The organism is Metapseudomonas resinovorans DSM 21078, assembly GCF_000423545.1.
Lineage (GTDB): Bacteria > Pseudomonadota > Gammaproteobacteria > Pseudomonadales > Pseudomonadaceae > Metapseudomonas > Metapseudomonas resinovorans.
In genome coordinates, this window is the sequence record NZ_AUIE01000015.1 from 158677 (window position 1) to 173402 (window position 14726).

General features: G+C 64.9%; 14 protein-coding genes. All 14 read left to right on the forward strand.

Annotation, left to right across the window (positions count from 1 at the left end; genetic code table 11):
- Positions 1-6: 6 nt before the first annotated feature.
- Positions 7-876: an alpha/beta fold hydrolase gene (locus G559_RS0114230; protein WP_028628863.1), complete on the forward strand. Its 870-nt coding sequence runs from the start codon at positions 7-9 to the stop codon at positions 874-876.
- Complete coding sequence (locus G559_RS0114235; RefSeq protein ID WP_028628864.1) at positions 869-1702, forward strand: IclR family transcriptional regulator; 834 nt, start codon at positions 869-871, stop codon at positions 1700-1702. Before G559_RS0114230 ends, G559_RS0114235 begins: the two co-directional genes overlap by 8 nt.
- Positions 1689-2486, forward strand: coding sequence for an SDR family oxidoreductase (locus G559_RS0114240; protein ID WP_028628865.1), 798 nt, complete (start codon positions 1689-1691; stop codon positions 2484-2486). Before G559_RS0114235 ends, G559_RS0114240 begins: the two co-directional genes overlap by 14 nt.
- Entirely contained in the window at positions 2479-4161 is a 1683-nt protein-coding gene (locus G559_RS0114245) for a thiamine pyrophosphate-binding protein (protein ID WP_028628866.1), read from the forward strand. The genes G559_RS0114240 and G559_RS0114245 overlap by 8 nt, the downstream gene beginning before the upstream one ends.
- Positions 4162-4171: 10 nt before the next feature.
- Positions 4172-4975, forward strand: a complete 804-nt coding sequence (locus G559_RS0114250; protein ID WP_028628867.1) for an aspartate dehydrogenase — start codon at positions 4172-4174, stop codon at positions 4973-4975.
- Between the two features lie 10 nt (positions 4976-4985).
- A complete protein-coding gene (locus G559_RS0114255; protein ID WP_028628868.1) occupies positions 4986-6470 on the forward strand; it encodes an aldehyde dehydrogenase in 1485 nt (494 codons plus the stop codon).
- A 13-nt stretch (positions 6471-6483) separates the two neighbouring features.
- Positions 6484-7449: a VOC family protein gene (locus G559_RS0114260; protein ID WP_028628869.1), complete on the forward strand. Its 966-nt coding sequence runs from the start codon at positions 6484-6486 to the stop codon at positions 7447-7449.
- A gap of 7 nt (positions 7450-7456) precedes the next feature.
- A complete protein-coding gene (locus tag G559_RS0114265) occupies positions 7457-7774 on the forward strand; it encodes a hypothetical protein (protein ID WP_028628870.1) in 318 nt (105 codons plus the stop codon).
- Between the two features lies 1 nt (position 7775).
- Complete coding sequence (locus G559_RS0114270; RefSeq protein ID WP_028628871.1) at positions 7776-7994, forward strand: recombinase-like helix-turn-helix domain-containing protein; 219 nt, start codon at positions 7776-7778, stop codon at positions 7992-7994.
- Positions 7995-8017: 23 nt separating this feature from the next.
- Positions 8018-9037 (forward strand): aromatic ring-hydroxylating oxygenase subunit alpha, encoded by a 1020-nt coding sequence (locus G559_RS0114275; RefSeq protein ID WP_028628872.1) that lies wholly within the window; start codon positions 8018-8020, stop codon positions 9035-9037.
- Positions 9034-9468 carry a RidA family protein gene (locus G559_RS0114280; protein ID WP_028628873.1) on the forward strand — a complete coding sequence of 145 codons (435 nt, stop codon included), beginning with the start codon at positions 9034-9036 and terminating at the stop codon, positions 9466-9468. The genes G559_RS0114275 and G559_RS0114280 overlap by 4 nt, the downstream gene beginning before the upstream one ends.
- A 14-nt stretch (positions 9469-9482) precedes the next feature.
- Entirely contained in the window at positions 9483-10439 is a 957-nt protein-coding gene (locus tag G559_RS0114285) for a PDR/VanB family oxidoreductase (RefSeq protein WP_028628874.1), read from the forward strand.
- A gap of 862 nt (positions 10440-11301) precedes the next feature.
- Positions 11302-12528: a hypothetical protein gene (locus G559_RS0114290; protein WP_028628875.1), complete on the forward strand. Its 1227-nt coding sequence runs from the start codon at positions 11302-11304 to the stop codon at positions 12526-12528.
- Positions 12529-12574: 46 nt separating this feature from the next.
- The gene (locus G559_RS0114295) at positions 12575-14515 is read left to right on the forward strand and encodes a methyl-accepting chemotaxis protein (protein ID WP_028628876.1); all 1941 of its coding nucleotides are present in this window, start codon (positions 12575-12577) and stop codon (positions 14513-14515) included.
- Positions 14516-14726: the final 211 nt, after the last annotated feature.

Consider the following 14726-nt stretch of genomic DNA (forward strand, 5'->3'; position numbering starts at 1 on the left):
TCACCGATGAACATGGCGCAGACCCACATCCCCGCTCCGAGCCTGCAGCAGTGCTTTCCCGAGCGACTGGTGCAACTGGCCGACGGCATCCAGGTGGCCATCCGCGAATGCGGCAAGGGTCCGGTGGTGGTGCTACTGCACGGCATCGGCTCGGGCTCGGCGTCCTGGCTGCATTGCGCCCAGCGTCTGACTGCCAGCTCCCGTGTGATCGCCTGGGATGCGCCAGGTTATGGGCTGTCCACCCCGTTGCCGCCGGCGCAACCCAAGGCCGGCGACTACGCCGCGCGCCTGGAGCTGCTGCTGGATACCCTGGACGTGGACAGCTGCCTGCTGGTGGGCCACTCCCTCGGCGCGTTGATGGCCACCGCTTATGCGGCCGGCATCGGCGCGGCGCGGGTTCGTCGCCTGGTGCTGCTGAGCCCGGCGCGCGGCTATGGCGCGGCCGAGCTGCGCGACACCGGCGAGCGGGTGCGCCGCCAGCGCCTGGGCAACCTGGAGCGCCTGGGCATCGACGGCATGGCCAGCGAGCGTACGACCCGCCTGCTGGGGCGTAACCCCAGTGAGGACGCCCTGGCCTGGGTTCGCTGGAACATGGCGCGGCTCAACCCCCATGGCTATCGCCAGGCCGTCGAGTTGCTCTGCGGTGACGACCTGCTGGGCCACGGGCTGCCGACGGCCCCTTGCGAAGTGCATTGCGGTGAGGACGACGGTATCACCACGCCACAGGCCTGCGGTGCCATCGCCCGCCAGCTCGGCGCACCGTTCTCGCTGATTTCCGGGGCCGGCCATGCCAGCCCCATCGAACAACCCGAAGTGGTCGCAGGACGCATTGGCCACGCGCAACGCCACTCTCTTGAAGGAACCGCCAATGGATAAGTCAGACGACCAGCAAGACAAGTACATCGTGCCCGGCCTCGAGCGCGGCCTGCTGCTGCTCTGCGAATTCAGCCGGAAGAACCGTACCTTGTCGGCGCCGGAGCTGGCGCGACGCCTGAAACTGCCGCGCTCGACCATCTTCCGGCTGCTGACCACCCTGGAGACCATGGGTTTCGTCACTCGCCTCGGCAATGAATATCGCCTGGGCATGGCGGTACTGCGCCTGGGCTTCGAGTACCTGGCATCGCTGGAACTGACCGAGTTGGGCCAGCCGCTGCTGAACCGCCTGTGCGACGAGATCCGCTATCCCTGCAACCTGGTGGTGCGCGATAGTCGTTCCATCGTCTACGTGGCCAAGGTGTCGCCGTCGACCCTGCTGACCAGCACGGTCAACGTCGGCACCCGTCTGCCGGCCCATGCCACCGTGCTTGGCCGCATCCTGCTGCAGGACCTGTCTCTCGGTGAGCTGCGCGAGCTGTACCCGGAAGAACACTTGGAGCAGTTCTCGCCCAATACCCCGAAGACGGTGCTGGAGCTGTTCGACCTGGTGCAAAGCGACCGCCAGCGCGGCTTCGTCCATGGCGAGGGGTTCTTCGAGTCGACCATCTCCACCGTGGCCGCACCGGTGCGCGACCACAGCGGCAAGGTGGTGGCCGCCATGGGAGCCACCATTCCGTCGGCGCACATCGAACCGACCCGCATCGACAGTCTGGTACGCAGTGTGTGCGGCAGTGCCGACGAACTCTCGCACCTGCTCAATTACACCCCGGAGAGCCACGACAACGTCACCTCCATCTTCCGGAGCAAGCAGCATGAGCATGTGTGATCTGTCCTCCGCCGTGGCGGTGGTCACTGGCGGCTCCTCCGGCATCGGCCTGGCCACGGTCGAGCTGCTGCTGGAAGCAGGCGCCGCCGTGGCCTTCTGCGGGCGCAACGCCGACCGCCTGCACAGCGCCGAGAGCAGCCTGCGCCAGCGCTTCCCTGAGGCGCGCCTGTTCGCCCAGGTCTGCGACGTGCTCGATTCAGCACAGGTCCTGGCTTTCGCCGAGGCCAGCCAGGCACGGCTGGGCCGCGCCAGCATCCTGGTCAACAACGCCGGCCAGGGCCGCGTCTCCACCTTCGCCGACACCACGGATGAGGCCTGGAGCGAGGAACTGAACCTGAAGTTCTTCTCCATCATCCACCCGGTGCGCGCCTTCCTGCCGCAACTGGAAGGTCAGGCGGATGCCGCCATCGTATGCGTCAACTCGTTGCTGGCCAGCCAGCCCGAGCCGCACATGGTGGCCACCAGCGCGGCCCGCGCCGGGGTCAAGAACCTGGTGCGTTCAATGGCCTTCGAGTTCGCCCCGAAGGGTGTGCGGGTCAACGGCATCCTCATCGGCCTGGTCGAGTCCGGCCAGTGGCGCCGCCGCTTCGAGTCCCGCGAGGAGCGCGAACAGGACTGGACGCAGTGGACCGGCCAATTGGCACAACGCAAACAGATTCCCCTGGGGCGCCTGGGCAAGCCGATAGAAGCGGCCCGCGCCATTGTTTTCCTCGCTTCCCCCCTGTCTGCCTACACGACCGGTAGTCACATCGATGTTTCCGGAGGTTTGTCCCGTCATGCGTAACGAAAACCAAGTCACCGTCGGCGCCGCTATCGCCGCCTTCCTCGAGCAGTGCGACGTCAAGGCCGCCTTCGGGGTGATCTCCATCCACAACATGCCGATCCTCGACGCCTTCGCCATTCGCGGCAACATTCGCTTCGTGATGGCCCGTGGCGAGGCTGGTGCAGCCAACATGGCCGACGCCTATGCCCGTACCACCGGTGGCCTGGGTGTATGCCTGACCAGCACCGGCACCGCCGCCGGCAACGCGGCTGGCGCCATGGTGGAGGCGCTCACCGCCGGCACGCCACTGCTGCACCTGACCGGGCAGATCGAAACCCCCTACCTGGATCAGAGCCTGGCCTACATTCACGAGGCACCGGACCAATTGACCATGCTCAAGGCCATCTCCAAGGCGGCCTTCCGCGTGCGCAGCGTCGACACCGCCATCAGCACCATCAAGCTGGCCGTGCAGACCGCCCTGACTGCGCCCACCGGACCGGTGAGCGTGGAAATCCCGATCGACATTCAGTCGGCCCTGATCAATATGCCGGCCGATCTCTCACCACTGCCGGTGCCAGTAGCCAAGCCCTCCGAACAGGCCCTGGACGACCTGGCCGCGCGCTTCGCCAAGGCCAAGCGGCCGATGCTTTGGCTCGGTGGCGGTGCGCGTCACGCGGGCGAGCAGGTCCAGCGCCTGCTGGCCATGGGCGTGGGTGTGGTCACTAGCACCCAGGGACGCGGCATCGTCCCGGAAGACGACGAACGCTCGCTCGGCGCCTTCAACCTGAACAAGCCTGTGGAGCAGTTCTACCAGAGCTGTGATGCCATGCTTGTCGTTGGCTCGCGCCTGCGCGGCAACGAAACCCTCAAGTACGAGCTCAAGCTCCCGCGTCCGCTCTACCGGGCAGACGCCGATGCCACGGCGGAGGGCCGCTGCTACCCCAGTGACTTCTTCGTCTGTGGCGACTCTGAACTGGTCCTCAAGGGCCTGGCCGATCGGCTCGAAGGACGCCTATCGGTCGACCCGGCCTTCGCCGCTGACCTGGCCGCTGCGCGCAACCAGGCCCGTGCCCAACTGGTGGATGGCCTTGGCCCGTACGCCTCCCTGGTTGAGCAGCTGCAGGCCCTGGCCGGCAGGGATTTCAACTGGGTCCGCGACGTCACGGTTTCCAACAGCACCTGGGGCAACCGCCATCTGAAAATCTTCAGCCCGCGTGCCGGAGTACATGCGCTCGGCGGTGGTATCGGCCAGGGCCTGGCCATGGGCATCGGTGCGGCGGTGGGCGCGGCGGAAACCGCACGTGGTCGCAAGAGTTTCGTACTGGCCGGTGACGGTGGCTTCATCCTCAACCTGGGTGAGCTGGCCACTGCCGTCCAGGAGCGAGCCGACATGGTCATCGTCCTGATGAACGACCAAGGCTATGGCGTGATCAAGAACATCCAGGACGCCGCCTACGGTGGCCGTCGCTGCTACGTCGACTTGCACACCCCGGATTACGCGCAGCTATCCGCCTCCCTTGGCCTGCGCCACGCCAAGGTCAGCGACCTGAAGGAATTCAGCAGCGTGCTGGATGGCGCCCTGGCCGAGTCCGGTCCCTTCCTGCTGGAAGTGGACATGCTCTCGGTGGGCAGCTTCAAGACCATCTTCGCCGGTCCGCCGACCAACGAAGCCAAGGCCGCCAAGGCCACTGTCTGAGGCAGATGCCATGTTGCATATCACCATGATCGGTTGCGGCGCCATTGGCGTCGGTGTGCTGGAACTGCTGGAGAGCGACCCGCAACTCTGCGTCGATGCGGTGATAGTCCCGTCGGAGTCCGAAGCGCTGGTTCGCCAGCGCCTGGCCAGCCTGCGCAAGCCGCCGCAGGTGCTCAGCGAGCTGCCCGTCGGGTCGCGTCCCGACCTGCTGGTGGAGTGCGCCGGGCATCGCGCCATCGAGCAGCACGTGCTGCCGGCACTGGCCCAGGGCATTCCCTGCCTGGTGGTATCGGTGGGCGCGTTGTCCGAGCCAGGGCTGGTGGAACGCCTGGAGGCCGCCGCGGAGTTCGGCGGCACCCGTATCGAACTGCTGCCCGGTGCCATCGGCGGTATCGATGCGCTGTCGGCGGCCAAGGTGGGTGGGCTGGAATCGGTGCGTTACACCGGCCGCAAGCCGGCGCGCGCCTGGCTGGGCACGCCGGGTGAGCAGGTCTGCGACCTGGAGCATCTGGCCGAGGCGCAGGTGATCTTCGAAGGCAGCGCCCGCGAAGCCGCACGGCTCTACCCGAAGAACGCCAACGTCGCCGCCACGCTGTCGCTCGCCGGCCTCGGCCTGGACCGCACCCAGGTGCGTCTGATCGCCGACCCGGCCAGTTGCGAGAACGTTCACCAGGTGGAAGCCAGCGGCGCCTTCGGCGGCTTCGAGCTGACCCTGCGCGGCAAGCCGCTGGCGGCCAACCCCAAGACGTCGGCGCTGACCGTGTACAGCGTGGTCCGCGCCTTGGGCAACCACGCCCATGTGATTTCGATTTAGGGGCACTACCGTGATAGACCTGAACCCGATCCAACCCATCTGCATCGCTGGCGAGTGGCGCCTGGGCGGTGGTGATCTCTACACCAGCCTCTACCCGGCCACCGGCGAGGCCATCGCCCGCCTGCACGCGGCCAGCCTGGATGATGTTGAGGAAGCCATCCAGGGCGCTCACCGCGCCTTCCGTGAAAGCGGCTGGGCCCAGCGCAAGCCCCATGAGCGCGCCGCCGTGCTCTACCGCATCGCCGCGCTGATCCGCGAGCGCAGCGAAGAACTGGCGCAGCTGCAACGTCTGGACAACGGCAAGCCGATCAAGGAAACCCGCAACCTGGTGGCCAGCGCCGCCGCCACCTTCCAGTTCTTCGCCGCTGCTTGCGAAACCCTGGAAGAGACCATCACACCGTCGCGCGGCGACTTCGTCACCATGAGCGTGTACGAGCCCATGGGCGTGGTGGCCGCCATCACCCCGTGGAACTCGCCCATTGCCTCCGAGGCGCAGAAGATGGCGCCGGCCCTGGCTGCTGGCAACGCGGTAGTGGTGAAACCGGCTGAGATTACCCCGCTTGCGGCGCTGGCCCTGGCGCGCATCTGCGATGAGGCCGGCCTGCCGCGCGGCCTGGTGAGCGTGCTGCCGGGCAAGGGCTCGGTGATCGGCGACGTGCTGACCCGCCATCCGCTCGTCAAGCGCGTGTCCTTCACCGGCGGTACCAGCACCGGCAAGCACATCGCGCGCATCGCCGCCGACAAGATGATGCCCGTGTCCATGGAACTGGGTGGCAAGTCGCCCACCATGGTGCTGGCCGATGCCGACCTCGACCATGCGGTAGCCGGGGTGCTCTACGGCATCTTCAGTTCCAGCGGCGAGTCCTGCATCGCCGGCTCGCGCCTGTTCGTCGCCCATGAGCATTACGAGGCGTTCATGGAGCGCCTGGCGGCCGGCGCGGCAGCCCTGCGTGTCGGCGACCCGGCCGACGAACGTACGCAGATGGGCCCGCTGATCAGCGCACGTCACCGCGAGTCGGTGGAGCGCTTCGTCGAGATGGGCGTGGCCGAAGGCGGCCGCCTGCGCACCGGCGGCATCCGCCCCCACGGTGCGGCGTTCGACCGTGGCTATTTCTACACCCCGACCATCATCGAAGGCCTCTCCAACGACGCCCGTCTGTGCCAGGAGGAAGTCTTCGGCCCGGTGCTGGTGGCCATGCCCTTCGAGGATGAGGCTGCGCTTATCGAGCAGGCAAATGACAGCTGCTACGCGCTGGCCGCCGGCATCTGGACCCGCGACTTCCAGCGAGCCTGGAAGCTGGGCCGAGCGGTGCAGGCCGGCACCGTGTGGATCAACACCTACAAGCAGTTCTCCATCTCCACCCCGTTCGGCGGCTGGCGCGACAGCGGCCTGGGCCGCGAAAAGGGCCGCCTGGGGATCCTCCAGTACATGGAGCAGAAGAGCCTCTACTGGGGCCTGAACGAACAGCCGCTGGCCTGGGCCGGCAGCCACTGACGAGGAAAACGCGATGAGCGTATTGGGAATCGACGAAATCACCTACGGCGTGGAGGACCTGGAATCCAGCGTTCGCTTCTTCGCCGACTGGGGCCTGAAGCAGGTGGAGTCGGGCAGCGACCGGGTCGTGTTCGAAAGCCTCAACGGCTGCCGGGTCATTGTCTCGCCGCTGGATACACCCGGCCTGCCCCCGGCCATCGAGGCCGGCTCCACCTTGCGCGAGGTGGTCTGGGGCGTGGAGAGCGAGGCGGACCTCAAGCGTTACGCCGAACGTATCGCCAACGACCCCGGCTTTACCGAAGGGGAAGGTCGCATCGGCTGCCTTGATCCCAATGGCCTGGCCATTCGTTTCCAGGTCACGAAGAAGCGCGACATCCAGGTGCAGTGCGGCCAGTCCAATACCTGGCAATACAAGGGGCGAGTCAACCAGGCCAGCCCTATCTACGAACGCGCCCAGCCCATCGAGGTGGGACATGTGGTGTTCTTCGTCAAGGACGTGAACGCCTGTGAACGCTTCTACCGCGAGCGCTTCGGCTTCGTCTGCTCCGACCGCTACCCGAACCGTGGCGCCTTCATGCGTTGCGCGGAGGAGGGCGGCCACCACGACCTGTTCATGCTGCAACTGCCGCAGCCGCGCGCCGGCCTCAACCACGTGGCCTTCACCGTGCGCGATATCCATGAGGTGTTCGGCGGCGGCATGCACATTTCGCGTTGCGGCTGGGACACCGAAATCGGTCCGGGCCGCCACCCGGTGTCGTCCGCCTACTTCTGGTACTTCAGGAACCCCGCCGGCGCGCTGGTGGAGTACTACGCCGACGAAGACCAACTGACCGGTGAGTGGCAGGCCCGCGAGTTCGAGCCGGGTCCCACCGTCTTTGCCGAGTGGGCCATCGCCGGTGGCCTGGACGGCAACACCCGGCGGCAGAAGAACGTCGAGGCGCCGCAAGGCAAGTTCCTCACCGACAAGCCCAAGCGCTGAGGCGGCCATGAGCGAGACCCTGCTGCTGACCGTGCTGCTCAAGCACGACCAGACCAAGAACCTCGAGGACATCCAGGCCCACATGAAGGCCATGGAGTGGTGGGAACGCTTCCCCGGAGAAGGCGTCGAGATCGTTTCCTGGACCGTTGCCATGGGCTTGGGACAGATCGTCACGCTGCGCCTGCCGCCAGCTCTGCTGCCACGAATCAACGTTGAACTGGAACGCTCCGCCTGGGGCGTGTTCCGCACCGAATGCTACCCGACCTACGACTTCGTCCCGGTTCGCGAATCCATCCGCGAACGGGTCCGCAATGGAGGCCAATGAAATGCAAGACCGTTATCTGGAACCCCATCAGGCACGTTCCCGCGAGCCGAACTCTTTCGAAGACCTGCTCGGTGACTCCATCGAGCGTGCCTACGCCGCCGGGCTGCATGACCTGCCGGGTCTGCTCGGCTACCTCAACCAGGCCGGCCCGACATGCCCCGGCGGTGGGCCCTGGACCGAGGACGCCTACAAGACCCTGATGGCTCGCCTGGGCGAGTGAATTCCCTTCAAGAGGAAACCGATATGAGCACCGTGGACCCTGTTGAACAACTCCTGGCCAATGGTCTGAAGAACCTCTGGTACCCCATCTGTCCGGTCGGCTTCATCGCCGACAAGCCGGTGTCCCTGCGTCGCCTGGGCTACAAACTGGCCCTCTGGCGCGACACGGACGGCTCCCTGCATGCCCTCGAAGACCACTGCCCGCACCGTGGCGCCCCACTGTCGCGTGGGGTGAACCTGGGTGACCGCCTGCAGTGCCCCTACCACGGTGTGGAAGTGCGCTGCGATGGCGTCACCACCCGCGTCCCCGGCAGCCCCGGCTGCAAGCTGGAAGGTAGCCAGGCCACCCGCTACTTCCACGTGACCGAGGCGGCAGGTGCTGTGTGGTTGTACAACTCGGCGAGCAACATCGAGGAGGCGCCTCCGCTGGTGCTGCCGGAGCAGCTGACCGACCCGGCGTTCTCACATTTCCTCTGCTATGCGGAGTGGCGCGGCGACTACCGCTACGTGCTGGACAACGTCATGGACCCCATGCATGGCACCTACCTGCACAAGCAGTCGCATTCCATGTCCGAAGGTGAGAGCCAGGCGAAGTTCGTCACCCGCGACACGGACACGGGCTTCATCTTCGAGAAGGACGGTCAGCGCGGCGTCAACTTCGACTGGACCGAGTGGGCCGATACCGGTGTGCACTGGATGCGCCTGGAGATCCCCTATCCGAAGACCGGCGGCCCGGGCGGCAACTTCCATATCGTCGGCAGCTACACGCCTATCAGCCGTGAGCTCTCCGCGGTGTTCCATTGGCGTTGCCGGGCGCTTACCGGCTGGCAACGTGACACCTGGCGCTTCCTCTACAAGAACCGCCTGGAGGCCCGTCACTGGGCGGTGCTGGAGCAGGACCGGGAAATGCTCGAGTTCATGGAGTCGGACGCTAACCAGCGCGAAAACCTCTACCAACACGACCTGGGCCTGGTGCGACTGCGCCGCCACATGAAGAACCTGGCCAAGGCTCAGTTGGAGCTCATTGAGGCCAAGCAGCTATGACCCCCGTCCGTCGCATCCGCGCTAACGCCCTGCCCGAGCAGCCCACCGCCAGTTGGTCCAATGCCCTGCTGGTGGGGCAGGAGCTGGTGATGTCCGGTATGACCGGGCACCCGGCCACCCGTCAAGCGGCCGAGCGTGGCGAACCGCTGGACGCCCATGCCCAGACCCTAGTGGTGCTGGGCAAGGTAAAGGCGTTGCTGGAAGCGGCGGGCGGACACATCGGCAATATCTACAAGCTCAACGTCTATGTCACCCGCATCGCCGACAAGGACGAGGTCGGGCGCGCAAGGCGCGATTTCTTCGCCGGACAGAACATCTTCCCGGCCTCCACCCTGGTGGAGGTCCGTGGCCTGGTGTTCCCCGAACTGGTGGTGGAAATTGACGCCTGGGCGCGTCTGGACATCGATCTGGCGAACTGCGACGAAGCCTGAAACAGAGGTAGAACATGACTCACAACAACACGCTTACGGCCTTCGTCCATACCCTGCGCTTCGAAGCGGAAGGCATCACCAGTGTCGAGCTGCGCCCATGCGGCGATCAGGTATTCGCGCCTTTCAGCGCTGGCGCTCATATCGACCTGCACCTGCCCAACGGGCTGGTGCGCAGCTACTCCCTGCTCAACTCGCCGGAAGACAGCAGCCGTTATGTGGTCGGTATTCTGCGTGATCGCAATAGCCGTGGTGGCTCGGCCTACGTGCACCAGAACCTGCGGGTTGGCATGCAGTTGCAGATCTCCCAGCCACGCAATCTGTTCCAACTGGACGAAGACGCAGAACACACCGTTCTGGTGGCTGGCGGCATCGGCGTGACGCCCATCTATTGCATGCTCAACCGGCTGCGCGCCCTGGGCCGATCGGTGGAAATGCTCTACTGCGCGCGCTCGCGCAAGGAGGCTGCCTTCGTCGAAGAGCTGGCCGCCAGCGATGCCAATATCCAGTTGCACTTCGATGATGAGAAGGGCGGGCCTGTCGACCTCAGGAGCTTCCTCGCCGAGCGGCCGTCCAGCGCGCATTTTTATTGCTGCGGTCCGACGCCGATGATCGATGCCTTCGAGAACCTCTGCGAAAGCCTTGGTCACCCGAACATGCACATCGAGCGCTTCGCTGCCGCACCCCAGGCGCCCGCAGCGCTCCAGGGCACCTACGAGGTGCAACTGGCTCGAAGTGGCAAGAGCGTCGAGGTGCCGGGGGGCAAGTCGCTGCTCGATGCGCTGCTTGAATCGGGCATCGAGGTCGATTGCAGCTGCCGCGAAGGTGTCTGCGGCGCCTGCGAAACCCGTGTGCTGGAAGGCGAACCGGACCACCGTGACGGCGTGCTGACCAAGGCTGAGAAGGCGGCGAACCAGACGATGATGGTCTGTGTTTCCGGCTGCAAGGGCTCGCGTCTAGTGCTGGATCTGTAATACCGCTTCACCCGTTGTGCTCCTTTGTTTACCCCTTCAGCCGGCGCTCGTGACGCCGGCTTTTTTTTGTTCCTCGTGGTTGGCCGGGGAGGACGGCTAGTACGGGTTTGGCAATCCGGCTTGGGGGCGTGAGCCTTGCTCATTTTCCCCTGCATCCATGTCGCTCGCCTCCGTGCGACTCTGGATTCCCTTGTAGGAGCCAGCTTGCTGGCGAATGCGGACTGTCTCGCCGGATGCCGTCATCTTTCTCCTCGTCAGGCGCGACCAGCAAGGAGATGTACAAAGGCAAATACACCATCCTGCCAACTCAACCTGATCCGCTGTTCTCCGAAGTTCCGTGTTGCACCTTGTTGAGTCCTTTTTCTCTGGGCAGCGTTTGAAGTTTGTTTGTGCTATTCGAATATCCCCGAAAGCTATTCAGACTTTTCCACCTTGTTTTTTCAGTGAAACGACAGATATCCCCATAAAGTGTCACCGTGAAGATTCTACGCACGCACTTTGTGCGTTTTTGTTACCCCGCATTCATCACGTTTCGAGGGCGGTACAAAGTGTCGCGTTCAGCATATAAACAATTGTATTTAAAGGGTTTTATTTGAGTTACTCGGGTTGTTTTGTGATGGCATGATTCATGCTCAAAACAACGTATCGTAGGTGAAACGCCTCGCGATGAAGTCGGCCCCCGGCAGCGCTGCCGGGTAACAGCCGGACAGGTCGACGGAAAGTCCTGGAAACAATTAACGAGCAATAAGCGAAGCGCCTGAGCATCTCGTAATTGCAATTTTAAAGTTGCTGCGAAGTTCAGTCGGTGGGTATCGCTTTGCCAAAAAAACTCTGCCTTAGCGAACTTGCAGATGAGGTCGTAATGAACAAGTACCTGCTGTCCCTTGGTCTCGCGTTTTCCACTGTTTCGGCCATGGCGGACCAATCCGCCGGTCCCGCCTCCCCAGTCGCCAAGCCGGCCAAGGCTTTCCCCCACATCAGCCTGCGCAGCGATGACGGCCAAAGCACCCTGGATATCGGCGGCGCCCTGCGCATGAACTACCGCGACGAGGATTGGGACACCACCGAGAACAACGGCCGCTTCCTTTTCGACACCTTCCGCCTGGATGTGCAGGCGACCCACAAGGACTTCTTCTCGGATGTCGGCTACTGGTTTCAGGACGACGGCAAGCACTCCATCGACCGGGGCTTCGTTGGCTACAAGTTCAGCGATACCTCCAGCCTGCAACTGGGGGCGCCGTTCAAGCCCTTCGGCCTCGAGCCTTACCCGCAGTTCGGCTGGAGCTACCACATCCCGTTCTTCCTCGGCTACGGGGTCAGCGCCGGGGCCGGCGCCAAGTACGTCTACAAGGACGCCGACTGGCACATCCAGGCCGGCTACTTCCCGCGCATGCTGCCCAGCGACCTGCGCTATTCCCCTGAAGTTGGGCGCTTCTCGGACCTGAACGACAACGCCATCCCGGCTATCCACTCGCGCCAGGACAACGAAAAGCGCGACCAGGTGAACCTGCGCGTTGCGCGCAACTTCGCCGGTGACGGCTGGAAGACCGAGATTGGGGCTTCGCTCGCTGCGGCACGCTTGCACAACGCCACCACAGATGACGACGGCGACTACTGGGCCGGTGGCCTGCATGCGGTGATCAACAGCGGCAACTGGTCGGTGACCACCCAGGGCATCCGCTATGAGTTCGACCCGAAGAACCCGGCCGGGGTGAGTGACGATGCCATCCTCATGGGCGGCAACGGCCTGACACCGGCCTACCTGATTGCCTCCGAGTCCACCGTCGCCTCCTTCAACGTGGCCTATGACGTGCCCACGCCGAACATGGGCATGCTGAAGAAGCTGCGCTTCTACAACGATTACAGCCGCATGTTCAAGGACAAGAGCGGCTGGGACGACTCGCAGATGTACACCGCCGGCGTGCAGTTCATCGCCATGCCGATCATGGGCTGGCTGGACTTCACCTGGGGCCGCAACGCCAACCCCTATGGCGGAGCCGAGAGCGGCAGCGGTTTCACCAGCACCACCTCTTCGCGCAGCGATGAGTGGATTTTCCGCACCAACCTGAACATCGGTTACTACTTCTGAGTCCTGGGCGGCGGCTTCGGCCGCCGCCTCCCTGCCGAGCCTTGCCATGCGTTCACTTCATCTTCCTCGGCTGGCCGACCTTCGCGTTGGCGTCAAGCTGGCCCTGGGTTTCGCGCTGGTACTACTGCTGGCGTTACTGATCACCCTGGCGGCCGTGCTCAGCCTGGACGGCCTCAGCCAGCGCGGCGACCAACTGGCCCAGGGCAGCGATCTCAATCTGCACGTACTCCTGGCCGACCGTGCCCGCCTGGATTTCGCCGCCCAGGGCGACGATGCGCAGCGCGTGCAGGTCGAGCAGCTCACCACCCGTCTGCTGGAGAATGCCGAGAGTTTTGGACGTCTGCTCGACGACGATGCCGACCGCCGGCGTGTGGCGCAAATGAGCGAGGCCACCCAGGCCTATCGCGAAGCCTTCGCCGACCTGGTGCTCGCCCGATCCGAACAGCAGGATGCCAGCCGTTTCGGTGTTGCCGCGGCGGAGCAGGGTATGCAGGCTTTCACGCGTCTGGAGGGGCAGTTCTTCGAAGACCTCGAGCAACTGTTCGACACCCACGCCATGCTTGACCAAATCCGCGCGGTGGGTCGGCTCAACCAGCAATTCCTCCAGCTGCGCCTGCTCACCCTGGTGTATGTGCGCTCTTCATCGCCGGAACGCGAGCGCGCCGCCTTCGAAGCAGGCGAAGCGCTGGCCAAGGCTACTCGCACGCTGCAAGGTCAACTGCCGGAGCGCAGCGGCGCGGTACTCGACGAAACCCTGAAGGCACTGGAGTTGTTCCAGCAGTCGCTGGAGCGCTTTCGCCAGGGCATTGCCGGCATGGCGACGGCCACTGCCACGATGGCTGAACGGGCGGCGGTAGTGCAGGACCTGAGCCGTGAGCTGCAGGCATCGCTGCTGGAACGACGCAACCGGGAAACGGCTCGCGTACGCCTGCATTTACTGGCGATAGCAGGGGTGACTCTGCTGGTGGCGCTGCTGGCGTCCTGGGGCATCACGGGGCAGATCGTGCGCCCCTTGAGAGCAACCCTCGCCCAGGCCCGGCGCATCGCCGGAGGTGACCTGCGCGGCGAGGCGCCGCTGGCGCGGGGCGACGAACTGGGTCAGTTGCAGCAGGCCATGCAGGGCATGCAGGGAAGCCTGCGTGAGCTGATCGGTGGCATCGGCGGCGGCGTGGGAGAGATCAGTGGCGCCGCCCAGGCGTTGTCCGCCGTAACCGAGCAGACCCGCGCGGGGGTCGAGGAGCAGAAGTCGGAAACCATCCAGGTTGCCACCGCGATGCAGGAAATGGCCTACACGGTGCAGGAGGTGGCAAGCAATGCGGGACAGGCTGCCGACGCGGCGCACCTCGCCTGCGAAGAGGCAAGCAAGGGCAACCAGGTGGTGCAGGCCACCATCACTCAGATCGAGCGCCTGGCGGCTGGCGTGGAGACCTCCGCCGAGGTCATGGCCCGGCTGCATGAGGACAGCGCGCAGATTGGCTACGTGCTGGATGTGATCCGCTCGGTGGCTGAGCAGACCAACTTGCTGGCCCTAAATGCCGCTATCGAGGCGGCACGTGCCGGCGAGGCGGGTCGAGGTTTCGCCGTGGTGGCCGATGAGGTACGCGGTCTGGCCAAGCGGGTGCAGAGTTCCACCAGCCAGATCCAGGAACTGATCGGCCAGTTACAGCAGGGTGTGCAGCAGACAGCCAACGCCATGCTCGGCAGCCGGGACATGAGTCAACTGACTGTGGACCTGGCGCGCCAGGCCGGACAGGCGCTGGAAAGCATCGACAGCGCCATCGACGACCTGCGTGGTCGCAACCTGCAGATCGCCACGGCGGCGGAAGAGCAGAGCGCGGTGAGCGAAGAGATCAACCGCAGCATCCTCCGGGTGCAGGCGGTAGCGGAGCAGACGGCGGCCGCGAGCCAGGAGACGGCGGGTTCCAGCCAGGCGCTGGCGCGGCTGGGGCGTGAGCTTCAGGGGATGGTAGGGCGGTTCAGGGTGTGAGGGCGCTACGCGGCCTCCCGGTTGGCCATTCCTCTTTTCGCTGAGAGGGCGGGTGGCTGGATATCGCGGCCGTCGTTCTACGGTTCTGCGACCCACCAACAAAAAGCCCCGCGTCGCAGGCCGTGTGAAAACTCCCTGAGTGCAGGCCAAGCCAACGCCCTGACTGGTTCGGGGCATTGGTGTTTCTGGGTAATCGAAAGCGAGGAGCGGG

Bases quoted from the DNA above. Each gene is read 5' to 3' on its own strand.
- G559_RS0114230 (WP_028628863.1), top strand. From the start codon at position 7: ATGAACATGGCGCAGACCCACATCCCCGCTCCGAGCCTGCAGCAGTGC.
- G559_RS0114235 (WP_028628864.1), top strand. From the start codon at position 869: ATGGATAAGTCAGACGACCAGCAAGACAAGTACATCGTGCCCGGCCTC.
- G559_RS0114240 (WP_028628865.1), top strand. From the start codon at position 1,689: ATGAGCATGTGTGATCTGTCCTCCGCCGTGGCGGTGGTCACTGGCGGC.
- G559_RS0114245 (WP_028628866.1), top strand. From the start codon at position 2,479: ATGCGTAACGAAAACCAAGTCACCGTCGGCGCCGCTATCGCCGCCTTC.
- G559_RS0114250 (WP_028628867.1), top strand. From the start codon at position 4,172: ATGTTGCATATCACCATGATCGGTTGCGGCGCCATTGGCGTCGGTGTG.
- G559_RS0114260 (WP_028628869.1), top strand. From the start codon at position 6,484: ATGAGCGTATTGGGAATCGACGAAATCACCTACGGCGTGGAGGACCTG.
- G559_RS0114265 (WP_028628870.1), top strand. From the start codon at position 7,457: ATGAGCGAGACCCTGCTGCTGACCGTGCTGCTCAAGCACGACCAGACC.
- G559_RS0114270 (WP_028628871.1), top strand. From the start codon at position 7,776: ATGCAAGACCGTTATCTGGAACCCCATCAGGCACGTTCCCGCGAGCCG.
- G559_RS0114275 (WP_028628872.1), top strand. From the start codon at position 8,018: ATGAGCACCGTGGACCCTGTTGAACAACTCCTGGCCAATGGTCTGAAG.
- G559_RS0114280 (WP_028628873.1), top strand. From the start codon at position 9,034: ATGACCCCCGTCCGTCGCATCCGCGCTAACGCCCTGCCCGAGCAGCCC.
- G559_RS0114285 (WP_028628874.1), top strand. From the start codon at position 9,483: ATGACTCACAACAACACGCTTACGGCCTTCGTCCATACCCTGCGCTTC.
- G559_RS0114290 (WP_028628875.1), top strand. From the start codon at position 11,302: ATGAACAAGTACCTGCTGTCCCTTGGTCTCGCGTTTTCCACTGTTTCG.
- G559_RS0114295 (WP_028628876.1), top strand. From the start codon at position 12,575: ATGCGTTCACTTCATCTTCCTCGGCTGGCCGACCTTCGCGTTGGCGTC.